16 protein-coding genes are annotated in these 13,648 nt (G+C 57.5%); 10 read left to right on the plus strand and 6 right to left on the minus strand.

What is annotated here, in order from left to right:
- Positions 1 to 17 precede the first annotated feature (17 nt).
- Both pyrF and WBL42_RS06155 read right to left on the minus strand, forming a co-directional pair.
- Positions 18 to 650, minus strand: coding sequence for an orotidine-5'-phosphate decarboxylase (gene pyrF, locus WBL42_RS06150; protein WP_424720387.1), 633 nt, complete (start codon positions 648 to 650; stop codon positions 18 to 20).
- Positions 647 to 1,582, minus strand: coding sequence for a deoxyhypusine synthase (locus tag WBL42_RS06155; RefSeq protein ID WP_424720388.1), 936 nt, complete (start codon positions 1,580 to 1,582; stop codon positions 647 to 649). Before WBL42_RS06155 ends, pyrF begins: the two co-directional genes overlap by 4 nt.
- A 364-nt stretch (positions 1,583 to 1,946) precedes the next feature.
- On the opposite strand from WBL42_RS06155, the gene WBL42_RS06160 reads away from it, so the two are divergent.
- From WBL42_RS06160 to WBL42_RS06190, 7 genes are all read left to right on the plus strand, one after another.
- On the plus strand, positions 1,947 to 2,447 hold the full coding sequence (locus tag WBL42_RS06160; RefSeq protein WP_424720389.1) for a hypothetical protein: 501 nt from the start codon (positions 1,947 to 1,949) through the stop codon (positions 2,445 to 2,447).
- Between the two features lie 50 nt (positions 2,448 to 2,497).
- Positions 2,498 to 2,881 carry a hypothetical protein gene (locus tag WBL42_RS06165; RefSeq protein WP_424720390.1) on the plus strand — a complete coding sequence of 128 codons (384 nt, stop codon included), beginning with the start codon at positions 2,498 to 2,500 and terminating at the stop codon, positions 2,879 to 2,881.
- A gap of 3 nt (positions 2,882 to 2,884) precedes the next feature.
- Positions 2,885 to 3,202, plus strand: coding sequence for a hypothetical protein (locus WBL42_RS06170; RefSeq protein WP_424720391.1), 318 nt, complete (start codon positions 2,885 to 2,887; stop codon positions 3,200 to 3,202).
- On the plus strand, positions 3,199 to 3,420 hold the full coding sequence (locus tag WBL42_RS06175) for a hypothetical protein (RefSeq protein WP_424720392.1): 222 nt from the start codon (positions 3,199 to 3,201) through the stop codon (positions 3,418 to 3,420). Before WBL42_RS06170 ends, WBL42_RS06175 begins: the two co-directional genes overlap by 4 nt.
- 1 nt (position 3,421) lies before the next feature.
- Complete coding sequence (locus WBL42_RS06180) at positions 3,422 to 3,778, plus strand: hypothetical protein (RefSeq protein ID WP_424720393.1); 357 nt, start codon at positions 3,422 to 3,424, stop codon at positions 3,776 to 3,778.
- A 46-nt stretch (positions 3,779 to 3,824) separates the two neighbouring features.
- Positions 3,825 to 4,034: a hypothetical protein gene (locus WBL42_RS06185; RefSeq protein ID WP_424720442.1), complete on the plus strand. Its 210-nt coding sequence runs from the start codon at positions 3,825 to 3,827 to the stop codon at positions 4,032 to 4,034.
- A gap of 125 nt (positions 4,035 to 4,159) precedes the next feature.
- Positions 4,160 to 6,577, plus strand: coding sequence for an Eco57I restriction-modification methylase domain-containing protein (locus tag WBL42_RS06190; protein ID WP_424720394.1), 2,418 nt, complete (start codon positions 4,160 to 4,162; stop codon positions 6,575 to 6,577).
- Between the two features lie 323 nt (positions 6,578 to 6,900).
- Here WBL42_RS06190 and WBL42_RS06195 read toward each other — a convergent pair whose 3' ends face one another.
- Both WBL42_RS06195 and WBL42_RS06200 read right to left on the minus strand, forming a co-directional pair.
- The gene (locus WBL42_RS06195; protein WP_424720395.1) at positions 6,901 to 7,293 is read right to left on the minus strand and encodes a hypothetical protein; all 393 of its coding nucleotides are present in this window, start codon (positions 7,291 to 7,293) and stop codon (positions 6,901 to 6,903) included.
- 184 nt (positions 7,294 to 7,477) lie between these two features.
- On the minus strand, positions 7,478 to 8,698 hold the full coding sequence (locus WBL42_RS06200) for a TiaS agmantine-binding domain-containing protein (RefSeq protein ID WP_424720397.1): 1,221 nt from the start codon (positions 8,696 to 8,698) through the stop codon (positions 7,478 to 7,480).
- 43 nt (positions 8,699 to 8,741) lie between these two features.
- Here WBL42_RS06200 and WBL42_RS06205 point away from each other — a divergent pair, with 43 nt between their 5' ends.
- Positions 8,742 to 9,662 (plus strand): transcriptional regulator, encoded by a 921-nt coding sequence (locus WBL42_RS06205; RefSeq protein ID WP_424720399.1) that lies wholly within the window; start codon positions 8,742 to 8,744, stop codon positions 9,660 to 9,662.
- Positions 9,663 to 9,723: 61 nt separating this feature from the next.
- Complete coding sequence (thsA, locus tag WBL42_RS06210) at positions 9,724 to 11,379, plus strand: thermosome subunit alpha (RefSeq protein WP_424720400.1); 1,656 nt, start codon at positions 9,724 to 9,726, stop codon at positions 11,377 to 11,379.
- A 196-nt stretch (positions 11,380 to 11,575) separates the two neighbouring features.
- Here the strand turns inward: thsA and WBL42_RS06215 are convergent, their stop codons facing one another.
- On the minus strand, positions 11,576 to 12,196 hold the full coding sequence (locus WBL42_RS06215) for a cupredoxin domain-containing protein (protein ID WP_424720401.1): 621 nt from the start codon (positions 12,194 to 12,196) through the stop codon (positions 11,576 to 11,578).
- A 279-nt stretch (positions 12,197 to 12,475) separates the two neighbouring features.
- Here WBL42_RS06215 and WBL42_RS06220 point away from each other — a divergent pair, with 279 nt between their 5' ends.
- Positions 12,476 to 12,841 (plus strand): hypothetical protein, encoded by a 366-nt coding sequence (locus tag WBL42_RS06220; protein ID WP_424720402.1) that lies wholly within the window; start codon positions 12,476 to 12,478, stop codon positions 12,839 to 12,841.
- Positions 12,842 to 12,868: 27 nt separating this feature from the next.
- Here the strand turns inward: WBL42_RS06220 and WBL42_RS06225 are convergent, their stop codons facing one another.
- Entirely contained in the window at positions 12,869 to 13,591 is a 723-nt protein-coding gene (locus WBL42_RS06225; RefSeq protein ID WP_424720403.1) for a hypothetical protein, read from the minus strand.
- Positions 13,592 to 13,648 lie beyond the last annotated feature (57 nt).

Below are 13,648 nucleotides of genomic sequence, written 5' to 3' on the forward strand. Positions count from 1 at the left end.
TAATAAATCTTTACGCCTTAGCGGACCGATGAAAATGCCTTTATCGCGGTTACCGGGTCCTTTGCTTCGTAAATTGCCCGTCCCACGATGATCGCGTCCACGAGCCGTGCGATCGCGCCTGCGTCCCCCCCCTGAGTCCCCACGCCCGGCGAGAGGATCTTCCGTTTTCCTACGATCTTCCGGAGGTCCCTGACGCGCTCCGGCCGGGTGGCCGGCGCAATGATCCCGTCGGCCCCGCAGGATACTGCGAGCTGCGCGATCTTCTCAGCGGTTCCTCCGTGGAAGAATTCGGTGGCCCCGGGGTGGCTCATCTCCGCCACCACGAAGCATGCGCCCCCGAAATCAGCGGCTACGTCCACGCAGGCCTGCACTGCGTCGGCTCCGGTGAAGCCGTGGCAGATGATCGAGGAGAACCCGGCATCGAAGACCTGCTCGGCGATCAGCCGGTTCGTGTTGGGGATGTCGGCAACCTTGAAATCAGCGATGAGCGGGAGGTCCAGCGGTTCGAGATCCCGCGCTATGGAGAGGCCGGACGAGATGACGAGCGGGTAACCGAGCTTGATCGCGTCGAGGTGTGGGGCGCATAGTTCGGCGATTGCGAGCGCCTCTCTCTTTACGGTCACATCCAGCGCGAGGATCAGCTCGGTCATTTCGCCATCCGCTCCATGACGGCTGCGACCAGCACGGGGAGGGTAATCGTGGCATCGCCATAGACCGTCACGGCCTGCGCCTCCTCCGTGATCTTGCCCCACGACCGGGCTTCATCCAGTGTCGCGCCCGAAAGCCCGCCGAGGTCCGGCCGGTCGCCGGTCAGCTGCACTGCGTAATCGAACCCGTTCGGGGTCATGAGCATGCTCTGGAGGATGAAGTTCTTGGGCACGCCGCCACCCACAAGGAGCGCCCCGGCCTTCTTCACCGAGAAGCAGCGGTCCATAAGGGCCGGCATGTCGGCGAACGCGTCCACGGTCACCTTGTTCGTCTGCGAGAAGAGCCAGTACTGGAGACCGATCATCGAGTCCTGCACGGCAGGGCAGTATACCGGGATATGGTTACGTGCCGCGGTGTGCAGGATACCGGATTTTGTCTTCTTCCCGATGTGTTCGAGCAGGGCAGCGATCGAGATGGTGCTGCCGGGCTCCAGCTCGCCAAAGACTTCCTGCATGAACGCCTCGAAGTGCTCGAAGGCATCGTTGGGGAGATAGACATCGTAGATCCGGTTGATCTCGTCGTGCCGGAGCTCGATGTCGTTGCAGAACGCGGTGCCATGGAAATGATGGCAGCCGATCGCTTCGATGATATCGTGCGTGAGGTTGGCGCCGGTCGAGACGAGCACGTCGATATGTTTGCCCCGGATCAGGTCCGAGACGATCCCGCCCATTCCCGCGGGGACCATTGCCCCGGCAAGCCCGAAGAACTTCGTGGCCTCGGGGTCGCGGAGCATCTGCTCGTAAATGTTGGCAGCCCGGTACAGGGCCCCCCCGTTGTAGGCGCCGGCTCCGCCCATTGCCTCCACCAGTTCGTTGACCGTCATGCCCGGCTTCACATGGAGCTGGGTGACCGGCTCATCGCATGGTCGCGTCATGGTACTCCCCACTTGTGCCAGAGTATTGGCGTTCTTGGGTGATAACTGTGTTTCAGGCAGTTTCACGTCATGGCGCAGATGAACGGATCTCCCGGGTCTTTGGGGAATCGATCCCTCTGTCGTGGCATTTACAGGATGAGCAGGCCCCCCCAATTCAAAACGCGGGTGTGGAATCATGTACGGGGGCGCTCTTTTCCGTACTCTGTTCTTCCCGCCCGGGATTCTCCGCCGCGCATAGCATAACAACAAAAATATCGTTTTGTCACGGTTTTCAGGAAGATATTTACCCTTTCAGGATGGTCTATCCTCTATGCAGGAAGTCCGGCTAACCCTAAAAAAGCGGGCATTTCCGAGCCAGGGCCGTGTGCGTTTTAATATCGCGCACCTCACCGATCTGGGAATACTTGAAACGGATCGTGTAGATCTCATCAACGAATCCACCAAAAAAACTGTCACCACCAGTATTATCGCTGACACTATGGTCCGGCAGGGGCAGGTCCGTGTGAGCGAAGAGGATCTCAAGACCCTGGGTCTCCAGGATGAAGAAGAAGTCCTTGTCAGAAAAACGGTGCCTTTACAGGAGAAGATCAAGAAGGCAGCCGCTGATGCCGGTACAGCCCTCTCGAAAAGCGCTGCCAGAATCGATGACGCTGTCAGGAAATCCGGTGGTGCAAAAGCTGAGCCGGTTATACCTGCAGCCCCGGTGAAAAAAGCCGCAAAGACTACACCGGCCGCACCAGTTCCTGCAGCGAAGTCTGCGGTAAAACCTGCCGGTACCGAAAAGAAACCCGTGAAAAAACCTGCGAAGAAGGTAACAGAATCCGCCAGGGAACCTGCAAAAGGATCCGCCAAGGCCCGGAAATAGTGCCGGTCTGAACGAAACGGGAAACTAAAAACCGGTAATGTGGAGAAAAAATGGCACAGGAAGCAGTAATTACCGACACCGTCCTGATGGGTGTCCTCGTTGTTCTCGGCATGGTGATCGTGTATCTCATCATTCGCGAGATACGGATCATGAAGACCGCCAACCGCACGACTGAGCTGGAACTGGAGAAGGATAAACTTAAACTCCTCCAGCAGCACGAAGCCTCAAAGACGTTTTCCTTTACCCGCCTCTCATCCGAGCAGACTGCAGCGATCAGGCAGGTCGAAGATGAGAACGCGGAGCTCGAGACTACCCTCTATGCAAAGGAGAAACTCCTTGAAACCCGGCTGACCCGGCTTGAAAATATCGTGAAATCGAGAAAGCTGGACAACCTCCTCAGTAATGTCCAGGAACAGGAGAAGAAGGTGAAGTAAACCATGTACCCTGTAATCAACCAGAACCCGGACCAGGACCTGACCGGCGGTTCGTTCTGGGACCAGTTCTCCCATGTTCCCGGTACGATCGAATCCCGGATCCCGACGCTCGATAAATCGCTCGACGCTTACTTCGACCAGCACTTTGCTGCCATTATAGAGGAATGGGACCTCGTGACCGAAAGCGATCTCCATCGGCTCGAAAGCCGGCTGACCCGGGTAACCGATGAGATCACCGGTCTCTATGCCGGAAAAGTGACCCTCGAAGCCCGGGCAAAGAATCTGGACGATCTGATCTCGTCCCTGGAGAGATCACTATGATCGGGATGAACACCTATCTCAACGCCTACGTGGATCGCAGGATGAAGTACATTGCCGACGAATGGGATCTCTCGACCGGCGCGGATCTCGCGGATTTCACTGAACGCCTGTATGCCATCGAACAGGAGATCCCCCGCATGAAGGCATTTGAGCACGCAGCCTCGGACAAACTCACGGAACTCGAAAACCGGGCCGCCAGACTGAAGGGGAGGATCTGATATGGATATCCTCGAATTCATCATCCTCGTCCTCATCCTCTGTGTCACCGTGTTCCTGGTGTATTATTTTTTCCGGGGAGCGAAAGGGAATATCTCGCTCACCCGACCGGTGGAGAGCCGGGTAGATGAGTATCTCGACCGCAGGTTCCAGAGCATGGTGGAGGAGTGGGAGCTGGTCTCCCACCCGGGACTCCAGAAGTTCAGGGAACAGCGGATGCCGGAGATTGAGCAGAACGAAGCACGGCTTGCTGATCTGAAGAACTACGAGTCCGGGATGCAGACCATGCTGGTATCGCTGGAGGCACGACTTGACACTCTGGAAAAAGAGCTTGCCGGGAAAGGAAGCGCAAAAAAGTAAGGACTCCCCCGATCGCTTTCACGAGCTGAAAAGAGAAGTTACCGTGATGCGCAAGCAGGGGGAGCCCCCTGCAAAGGATCCCCACAGCTTCGCGCAGTACACGTGCGATCTCTGCAGCACGCCCCATCCGGTATCGGAGCTCCGCCAGTGCGTGCTCTGCGGGCGCTGGGCGTGCGAGGCCTGCTGGAAGGAGGAGTTTTATTCCTGCAGGTCCTGCGCCGGGCTGATTAAAATCCATTCCCTGACGGGCCGGTGATAATCCTCCCTTTTTTCACCACCGTTCCCGAAGGACGGGTTGTTTCCCGTGGCCTGTATTTTTCTCCCATCCCCGGCATTTCATCATCCATACGGTTATTTTCCTCCTCACGAAGTACTACAACAATGTCGTGCCCGGACTCCGCAGCCCCGAAAAGGCCGGATACCCCGGCCGGAGATCCCGGCCGGGCGGCAAACGCCCTCTTCCATGACCTCACCCGCTGGCGGGAGCAGCTTTCCCGGAGCATAGCAAGGAACAACCTTGCCCTCAGGAGCGGGGGGATCGCTGCGGCCACGAACCGGATCCTCTTCTCTCTCCTCTTCCTGCGGATCGCGGAGGAACGGGGCCTTGTTGCGGAAGGGACACTGCTGGGAATCGCGGATCACCCGGACCGGTACGGGCAGCTGCTCGAGGTCACGGCCCCACTTTTCCCCCTTTTTGAGGAAGCAGGCGACGCAACCCGCCATGACGCCGTGCCGATGGGGACGCTGGTGATCGAAGACCGCGTAGTCAGCACGATCCTTCTCCGCCTCCTTGCTCCGGACCGCCCGTACGGGTTTGCCACTATGGAGATTGAGACTGTTGCAGAGGTGCTGGCCCGGTACCTCGCCCGCACGATCCGGCGGTCTGCCGTGCACCAGGCTGACGTGGTCGATACCCATGACACGGTACTCTCCTGCGGAACCCGCGCCATCCCTCTCCCGGTAATCCGGTATCTTGCCGGGAGTGCCCTGCGTGCGGCAGAAGAAGGCCGGTCGAAGCATGAACTGCTGCCGGTCCGGGTAATTGACCCTGCCTGCGGGACCGGCACGGTGCTCCTCTCCGCGTTCCGGTACCTTCTTGCTTCCCATGGTGGAGACCGGCTGACCTTTGAGGAGCGGCACGCGATCCTCACGGGGTCGCTCCACGGGGTGGATCCGGGCCGGTACGCCGTTGCCGCAACCAAGATGCTCCTCCTCTTCCTGCTCTGCGAAGGCGACCGGCCTGCCTCCCCGGGAGCGTTCCCCGGGTTCTCAGCAGGGATCTTCCGGGAACTCCGGCATACGATACGGTGCGGGGATGCGCTGACAGGCCCGGATATCGTGGATGACGAGTCATGGGCATTCTGCACGGCCCGGGAACGGCATACGATCCATCCCTTTGCATGGCCAGCGGAATTCCCGGAGATCTTCACTGCCGGGGGATTCGATGCGGTGATCTGCAATCCCCCCGGGGGATCGATCGGATCGAGAGAGTGGATCCAGCGTTATCTCCAGCGGCACTACGCAGTCTATGATCCGTCCGCGGACCGGTCCGCATTCTTCATCGGGAAGGGATTCACCCTGCTCCGGCCCGGCGGGACCCTTGGTATATGTACTACCGACCGCTGGCTCCGGGGCCGTGCCGGCACACCGCTCCGCTCCCTGCTTACCGCCCGCCGGATCGATGAGGTCACCGTGATTGCAGGGACCGGCGGGGATATGGCCGGGCCAGGGTTTTGTATCCTACAGGCGACCAACCTGCCGCCCGGCCGTCGGTCCCGCGTGACGCTGGTGGACGCGGGGTATGCGGGCAGCCTCGCTGATTACGTGAAGAGGCATGCATTTCCTGTCGGCCGCGAAGCGCTTGGCGATGGAGGCTGGTCGCTCCGGGACAACCGGGCCGGGGCAATCGTGGAGAAAGCCCGGCTGGCCGGCACACCGCTCGAAGAGTACGTGATGGGGGAGAGCCACCCGGAAACAGGGTGCCCTCCAGCCCCGGGATTCGCGATCGATGCCCGGGCCCGTAAGGCACTGGTCAGTGCAGATCCCCGGTGCAACTCTTTCCTGCGGCCGGTGATTGACGGTGCTGCGATCGGACGATATGAGCCGGTGACATCTGCATCGTTTATGGTCTTCGTCCCCCGGGGCTGGACAATGGGCCACCCGGCAGCGGTGGCCGGTCCGTGGCGCTGGTTTAAAAAGCGGCACCCGGCACTGGCCCGTTTTCTTAAAGAAAAGATCGGGCGGCCCGGGCAGGCTGGTGGCGGAGCGAATACGGGATCGGTTCATACCGGTGATTGCTGGTGGGAGACCAGCTGTGACGATGACCGGTTCCGGGAAAAAACCCCGCGGATATTTTTCCGGGAACGGTTCGGGCAGCTTGCATTTTTCTATGATGGCGGCCGGGCAATCCCGGGCAGCGGGACGGTAGCGCTCCCGGTGTCCGGCCCGTACCTTGCCGGTGTCCTGAACAGCCGGCTGATCGCGTTCGTGTTTGCCATGACCGCAGGCATTTCCGGGTGTGAACGGGTGGAGTACTCGTGGGACGATCTCCGGTCCCTCCCGGTTTACACGCCGGATTTCGATGACCCGGCCGATGCGGGCCGGCACGACCGGATCGTTTCGCTCGTGAACCGGTCGCTCGATCTCAGGAAGAAGGTCTCACGTGCAGAGACGGATGAACAACGCGGGGCACTCCGGCAAAAAATTGAGGCAGCCGACCGGAAGATCGACCGGATCGTGTATGAACTCTACGGGCTGGACGAAGAGGAGATTGCAGTGGTTGAAGAGAACCCTGCCTGAACCCCTGGGCCGGCCGGAGAATAAATTCCCGTTTTTGCTACAGATGAGTCCTTTTGTAAAATACGACTCTCCGAAGAAAAAAAGGAGGGTCATAATGGGCACCGGAGCGTCTGTTTTTCCGGGATTACCTGAAATAACCCCCCGGAAAAAGGGGCTGCTGCAGGCCCGCTAAATTGCAGGTTTAAAATCCCCGAAAATCAGCCCGATAAGAAAACAACGCGATTTTATTACTTTTTTCCATCGGCGTGGACACGGGTTCCGGTCCGGCCGGAAATGAGCTCCGTCCTTTTGGCAAAAGGAGCGTTTTACGGGCGTTTCTGACTTCAGCTATTCTCCCCCCTTCTCCGCAGGGGTATGGTGTAACTGTATGGTGCCTTCTTCCAGTACTCTTCCCGGAAGTGGGTGTTCCGGTAGTTTTCTGCAGTGTTGGCCTCGATCTCCACCGTTGTGCCTGGCAGGATAATGAACCGGCGGTACGCCCGCTCGTTCTGGGTCCGGACCCAGAGCTCGCGGATAACTGCGGATGGAAGAGGAAGGTCCCTCAGATCTGCGACATCGTCAGGAAACTTGTCTTCAGCGAACCAGTCCCCGCCCGGATCGTACCGGATTTTTTTCAGTTTCACGGCAACCATCCTGGCCGGCCTGTACATCAGGCCATCGAACCGGATTGACGGATCGGTGTTGTCTGTCCAGTGGTAACCCATATGTTCTGCCAATTTCTTTGCTTCCTTTTTGAGGCTGGTTGCCGGTGGTCCCCTCAGACAATTTCACTTCCTGTTCATTGAGCGTAACTCATATATGTGTAATTATTTCTTTAATGGAATGAACCGGAAGATGATATGCTTTTCCTTTTGCGAAGTTTCTGTCTTTTTTAAAACGGTGGCGACCTTCAGCAGCCGGTTATTCCGGCAGACCCCGGCATAACGGTTTTGCAAGATGTCTTCTTGCAGTCGGCGGTACCTCATACCACCCCGGCTTCAGCGTTCGGATGATCTCCTCTACATCCGGAACCCCAGAACGTGCCCCGCACTTTTTGCATTTCCAGCCCTTGCCCTTCCCGTCGCTTGTCATCCGCTTGCTGCATGCTGTGCAGACCGGCGGACGCATGGTCACTGATTTCCCGGGAGCGACAACGTTCATCTTCTCCAGGTTGATGCTCCCTTTCTTGTAACTCCCGCAGGCAATGACAGTATCGCCCGGCCTGAGCTGGCGGACAATCTGCCGGAAGTTCTTCGTGGGTTCGTAGGCCATGCACCGTACCGCACGATCCCCGTCCTGAATCGTGAACGATGTATGCCCGCCGGTCCCGGTCTCCGGCTCATTCTCCACAATCCCATGGACCCGGTACGAGAGCCCCTCGCGCAATGAGCCGATGTCCCCGTCAGTGAGATGGGCATCCGTTCCCTGGTTCGTCACCCAGATCTGTTCGATGCCGGGGGGTTCTGACCGGATCATCTGCCGGGCTGCCATCACCCATTGCGGGCTCTCGCCGCGGATCCCAAAGAGGACGGGGTCAGGAGTATGCGGTACGCAGACCACGACGTTGTTCACGCGATCCACCGTGTCCCACGTATGCGGAAATGTGGTCTCTTCCGCAGCAAACAGGCTTGCCCGGTCCACCGAGCGGGGCGTGCCGAACCGGTGGGGCTCGCGGTATACCAGGATCTCGGAGGTCTTGTCTGCGAGCTCGCTTGACACGGCTGCTGTCGCACCGATCAGCCCGCGCCGGTTCTTCCACCCCCGGTACCGGGCGCCGGCCTGATCGAGGATGCGAACTGCATCATCGATCTCACAGAAATCCTTTACCGCCTTTTCGTAAAATGCCGGATCCGGCTGGCGGTCAGCAACAACCACGCCGGGATTCGTGTTCTCGCAGGTGAAGTCCGCGAGTTCCTCCACAAGCGCACATGCGATCGCAAACGCACGGTCCGGGTCGCCTTCCACATCGAGCATGATCGCCGCGTTCCCCCGGGTCTTGAATGTCACATTCGGGTTGAGCCGGACGAGCCGGGCCTCGCGTACCCGCATATGCTCCCGGATCAGTCTGCGGACCAGCACGGCCCCGAGGTATGTGGTACACATACCCTGCGGTGAATCCGTATCATCAATGCCGATCAGCATGTCTATATTAATATATGGGTACGCTCCATCCATTTGTATCCACATGTCCCAGGACCGCCAGCTCCAGCTGGTCACCAGTGTTATGATCACGGCAGGCTTCGATGTCTCCGAGCGCTTCACCCTCCGCCCGCGCAGCTTCGACCTCATTGCCCGAAACGACGGGACACTGCTCGTCATCAAGGTGGTCTCGCATATAGATTCTGTCAGCGAGGAAGCGGCTTTCGATCTTGAACTAATATCGCGCCTGCTGGGTGGGATCCCTCTTATTGTAGGCGAACGGGCCCGGGATGCGGAACTGGAGCGGGGGGCAGTATATGTCCGGTACGGGATCTACGCGGTCAGCCCCTCAACGCTCTACGATTACTTCGTAGAGAAGATCCCGCCCCTCGTGTATGCTTCGCCCGGCGGGTTGTATGTCAATATCGACGGGGACGCGCTCAAGGATCTCCGCGAGAAACGGAACATGTCGCTTGGCGATCTCGGGAATGTCCTCGGAGTCTCCCGGCGCACGATCAGCAAGTACGAGAGCGGGATGGGTACGACTCTCGATGTTGCGATCCGGATCGAGGAGTTCTTCAACACCGGGGTTGTCGAATCGATCGATCTCATCAGGCACGAGTTGCCCAAGGCGATGGAGGCCGAGAAAACAAGTTCATACCTCCAGAGCCCTATGGAGTTCCTTGAGCAGATCGGCGTCAGGCTCCACACGCTCCACGGCGCCCCGTTCCAGGCCCTCCTCACGTTCGACAAGCACACGATCCTGACGGGCTATGGCCCGGCACAGAAAGTCGTGAAGCGGGCAGCCCTGATCGGGAACCTCTCGCAGATCGCCAAGAAGCACGCGATGTGCATCATCACCGATTCTACCCGGGAGAAGAAGATCGGGCGGACGCTCGTGATCAGCGAGGAGCGCCTTCATAAAATCGAAGACGGTTTTGAACTGCTCGACCTGCTGGGAGAGTAGGATCTCAACAACGTTTATATAGAACCGCAGACCAATTTTAGTGCTAAAAGTGGTGATTTTTATGTCACAACAACTTGGAGGACAGCAGATTCTTATTCTTAAGGAAGGCAGCACCCGTACCCGCGGCCGCGACGCTCAGGGTATGAACATCACCGCCGCAAAGGCTGTGGCAGCTGCCGTCAGGACCACTCTTGGTCCAAAGGGCATGGACAAGATGCTCGTCGACACCATTGGCGACGTAGTGATCACGAATGATGGTGTCACGATCCTCAAGGAAATGGACATCGAGCACCCGGCCGCAAAGATGATGGTCGAGGTCGCCAAGACCCAGGATGACGAAGTCGGCGATGGGACAACCACCGCAGTCGTCATTGCCGGCGAACTCCTCAAGAAGGCAGAAGACCTCCTCGAGCAGGATGTTCACCCGACCGTTATCGCCGCAGGCTACCGCCAGGCAGCCGAGAAGGCACAGCAGATCTTAAAAGAGATCGCGTTCGATGTCAAGGCAACCGACAAGGTGCTCCTCAGGAACATTGCAGGCACTGCAATGACCGGTAAGGGCGCGGAGGCCAGCAAGGATAAGCTCTGTGACCTCGTTGTCAGGGCAGTGACCATGGTCACTGACGATGACGGCAAGGTCGACATCGAGAACATCAAGGTCGAGAAGAAGACAGGCGGATCGATCGAGGACTCAGAGATCGTTGAAGGCGTGCTCGTGGACAAGGAACGTGTCCACCCCTCGATGCCCAAGAAGGTCACGAACGCGAAGATCCTCCTGCTCAACGCAGCAGTCGAGTTCAAGAAGACCGAAGTCGACGCCGAGATCAACATCACCAGCCCCGACCAGCTCCAGGCATTCCTCGATGAGGAAGAGCGCATGGTCAAGGGTATTGTCGACAAGATCGTGGCAAGCGGTGCAAACGTCCTCTTCTGCCAGAAGGGCATTGACGACATTGCACAGCACTACCTGGCAAAGGCCGGACTCTTTGCAACCCGCCGTGTCAAGAAGAGCGACATGGAGAAACTCGCCCGGGCAACCGGTGCAAGCCTTGTCTCATCCATCGACGCAATCAGCAAGGAAGAGCTCGGCAAGGCCGGACTCGTTGAGGAGCGCAAGGTCGGCGGCGAAGAGATGACCTTTGTCGAGCAGTGCAAGAACCCGAAGGCGGTCTCCATTATCGTCAAGGGCGGCACCGAGCACGTAGTCGACGAGCTCGAGCGCGCAATCCACGATGCACTCCGCGTTGTCGGTGTCGTTGTCGAGGACAAGAAGGTAGTCGCAGGTGGCGGCGCACCCGAGACCGAGCTCTCGCTCCGTCTTCACGAGTACGCAGCAACCGTTGGCGGCAGGGCCCAGCTCGCCATCAACGCATTCGCGGACGCACTCGAGGTCATTCCCCGCACCCTTGCAGAGAATGCAGGTCTCGACCCCATCGACATGCTTGTCGAGATCCGGGCAGCCCACGAGAAGGGCAAGAAGACGTACGGCCTCAACGTGTTCGAAGGCAAGGCAGTCGACATGAAGGCAGCCGGAGTCGTCGAGCCTCTCCGCGTCAAGACCCAGGCAATCTCATCCGCGGCAGAAGCAGCGGTCATGATCCTGCGCATTGACGATGTCATCGCCTCTTCCAAGAGCCCGATGCCCGAAGGCGGTATGCCCCCGGGCGGCATGGGTGGAATGGGCGGTATGCCCCCCGGTATGGGCGGCGACTTCTAACCCTATAACCAAACTTTTTTACTTTGTTTTATCCGGGACCCCCCGGCAATCAGGATTTGTGTTCAGGTCCTCTGTATTGTCGTATTTCCCTTGTACGTTGTTCGGACCCGGGTTTTTTGTTCAGCCCTGAATAGGACATACATTGTAAACCTCACGGTACCGGAATACGATACAGAGTGAAAAAAAAGCTGGGATTTTAAGTGGAATTTGTTGGTTCGGACATTGCCACCATGGTGGGCCTGCCGACCAGGGTATCGCCTTTCTGGACGATGATTGTTCCGGTCACATTCATATTGTAACCATCGGCATACTGGTAGGTTCCCTCGCTCTCGCTGAAAGTATAAATGAATGTTCCACCGTTGACGATGGCGCCGGAATTGAACATGCCCGCGTTGTCGCCAATCGTTTTGACGGAGTGAATTGTCTGGTCATCATTCTTCCAGGTGATCCCGGTACCCGGGAGGACCATGAGGACTGCCGGTGAGAAGGTGTTATTTACGATGTGGACTACGGTAACCGCAGTTGAAGGAGTCATACTCATCGTTACGGCCTGGGTTACGGTGGGCACTTCAGATGTTTCTTCCGGCGTGGTGACGTTTTCTGCCGTGGCGTTGGTTGCAGGTGTTACCGCTGCTGTTGAATTATCCATCGGGGCAGCGGTGGTCTCGACCGTTGTTGCGACTGTTGTTGCAGCAACCGTGGAGACGACTGTAGTGGGAACAGTAGTGGTCACTGGTGCTGGTTTTGCCTGCTGGGTACATCCACTGACCGCAACAAGGACAAGGATCAAAATAAGAAGTCCAATAACTTTCTTCATACCAAGTAGTTTGAATTCGCCTCATAATTAAATTTACTGCCTTGCCCGCGACGGTTTTTCCACAAGAGCCCAGAATTGCCTTTATGCGGGAAAAATATGCATAAATACGCGTCCCCGCGGGAAAAATTCTATTCGCCATACCGGGACGAAGGTTCGTGAAGGGTCAGTGTACGCGTGGCCCGGGATTTGCGGTTACCCCTCCGCTTCCATAGCCCGGGGAACTGCATGGTATCCTGATCGGCAACAGGTTAATGAACCCGTACGAATCCACTATCTCCCATGAGCGACCGTTTCATCTTCACGAAATACCGCACGGACTGCTACCATTGCAAAAAAATTGCCGACCAGATCATCAAGGCTGTCCCGTACCAGGCCCAGGTAGCTTGTGACAACTGCGGGGCTACCCGTGTCTTCGTCCCCCGCATAGAGGATGTGGATGAGGCTGGAGTCCTGACAAAAATCGGAAAATACCCGCTCTGGGAGCTCGTGCAGGATGCTCCCTGCCGGAACTGCCAGGTCACCGGTCCCCACGATATTGTTGTCAGTTCACGACACCTCACGGTCCGGTGCAGGAACTGCCATTTTACGCATTTCTATAAATTCGATCTCGAATATATGGCAAAAGACGAACTGAAACTGAAGTAAGGTAAAAAAAAGGCAGGGCTTCCGGTCTCAATCACCTGCGCACGAACGGAGCATGGGGTATGTGTTGGCATACTTTGCCACTATTTCAACAAGCCGGTTCCTGATCGCCGGGTCTTTTGCAAGGAGGAAAAAAGCAATCTCGTTGTCCGTGATGGAGACCGGGTGTGCGCCGGTGAGTTCGGACAACTGCGAACACCTGCTCCGGATATACCCATCGTGAGTCTCCCGGGGAAAATGCTGGTAGATCATCAGGATCGAAGTATCGTCCATGAAGTCACTAATCTTTTTCACTTCATCGAAGAGCAGGTGCCGCCGCGTGGGGTTTTTCACCTCAAGACCGGTATCGGGATCGAGAAAGACCAGGGATTTTTTCGGGAACTGGTCGAAGAGTTTACTGAAATAATTCAGCCGGTGCTCGTGGGAGAAACGGTTTTTCTGGAGCACGTCGATAAGGATGTTTTCCTGCCGGAAATAGGACTCGATACCGGAAAAATAATCCATGTCGTCCTCGATCTCCTGCAGTTTTCCCAGATATTCCATCAGGTTCCTGTTCTGTGACCCGGCCTTGCCGGCTTTTGCCGCCTTCAGGAGATCGGTTGCGGCACTCTTCTTCAGCTTCGTGGGCTCAGCCTTGTCCGTGAGCATGGGAATAAAGGTGAAACTCGCCAGCTCGGGAAAACTTTTCATAAGGTGGCGGACGAGATCGAACTTGAAAAGGTCGCGGGTATCCCCGGAAAAACGGATATTCATGCGATCAACTCCATGCGGTGATATATTGCCGGAGATAGAAAAAGGTTGTGAAATTAT

The sequence above is a fragment of the Methanoregula sp. genome (assembly GCF_049686655.1).
In the GTDB taxonomy this organism is placed as follows: domain Archaea; phylum Halobacteriota; class Methanomicrobia; order Methanomicrobiales; family Methanospirillaceae; genus Methanoregula.

Excerpts from the sequence above, each read along its gene's own strand:
- pyrF (WP_424720387.1), bottom strand. The coding sequence starts at position 650 with ATGACCGAGCTGATCCTCGCGCTGGATGTGACCGTAAAGAGAGAGGCG.
- WBL42_RS06155 (WP_424720388.1), bottom strand. The coding sequence starts at position 1,582 with ATGACGCGACCATGCGATGAGCCGGTCACCCAGCTCCATGTGAAGCCG.
- WBL42_RS06165 (WP_424720390.1), top strand. The coding sequence starts at position 2,498 with ATGGCACAGGAAGCAGTAATTACCGACACCGTCCTGATGGGTGTCCTC.
- WBL42_RS06170 (WP_424720391.1), top strand. The coding sequence starts at position 2,885 with ATGTACCCTGTAATCAACCAGAACCCGGACCAGGACCTGACCGGCGGT.
- WBL42_RS06175 (WP_424720392.1), top strand. The coding sequence starts at position 3,199 with ATGATCGGGATGAACACCTATCTCAACGCCTACGTGGATCGCAGGATG.
- WBL42_RS06180 (WP_424720393.1), top strand. The coding sequence starts at position 3,422 with ATGGATATCCTCGAATTCATCATCCTCGTCCTCATCCTCTGTGTCACC.
- WBL42_RS06185 (WP_424720442.1), top strand. The coding sequence starts at position 3,825 with ATGCGCAAGCAGGGGGAGCCCCCTGCAAAGGATCCCCACAGCTTCGCG.
- WBL42_RS06190 (WP_424720394.1), top strand. The coding sequence starts at position 4,160 with ATGTCGTGCCCGGACTCCGCAGCCCCGAAAAGGCCGGATACCCCGGCC.
- WBL42_RS06200 (WP_424720397.1), bottom strand. The coding sequence starts at position 8,698 with ATGCTGATCGGCATTGATGATACGGATTCACCGCAGGGTATGTGTACC.
- WBL42_RS06205 (WP_424720399.1), top strand. The coding sequence starts at position 8,742 with ATGTCCCAGGACCGCCAGCTCCAGCTGGTCACCAGTGTTATGATCACG.
- thsA (WP_424720400.1), top strand. The coding sequence starts at position 9,724 with ATGTCACAACAACTTGGAGGACAGCAGATTCTTATTCTTAAGGAAGGC.
- WBL42_RS06215 (WP_424720401.1), bottom strand. The coding sequence starts at position 12,196 with ATGAAGAAAGTTATTGGACTTCTTATTTTGATCCTTGTCCTTGTTGCG.
- WBL42_RS06220 (WP_424720402.1), top strand. The coding sequence starts at position 12,476 with ATGAGCGACCGTTTCATCTTCACGAAATACCGCACGGACTGCTACCAT.
- WBL42_RS06225 (WP_424720403.1), bottom strand. The coding sequence starts at position 13,591 with ATGAATATCCGTTTTTCCGGGGATACCCGCGACCTTTTCAAGTTCGAT.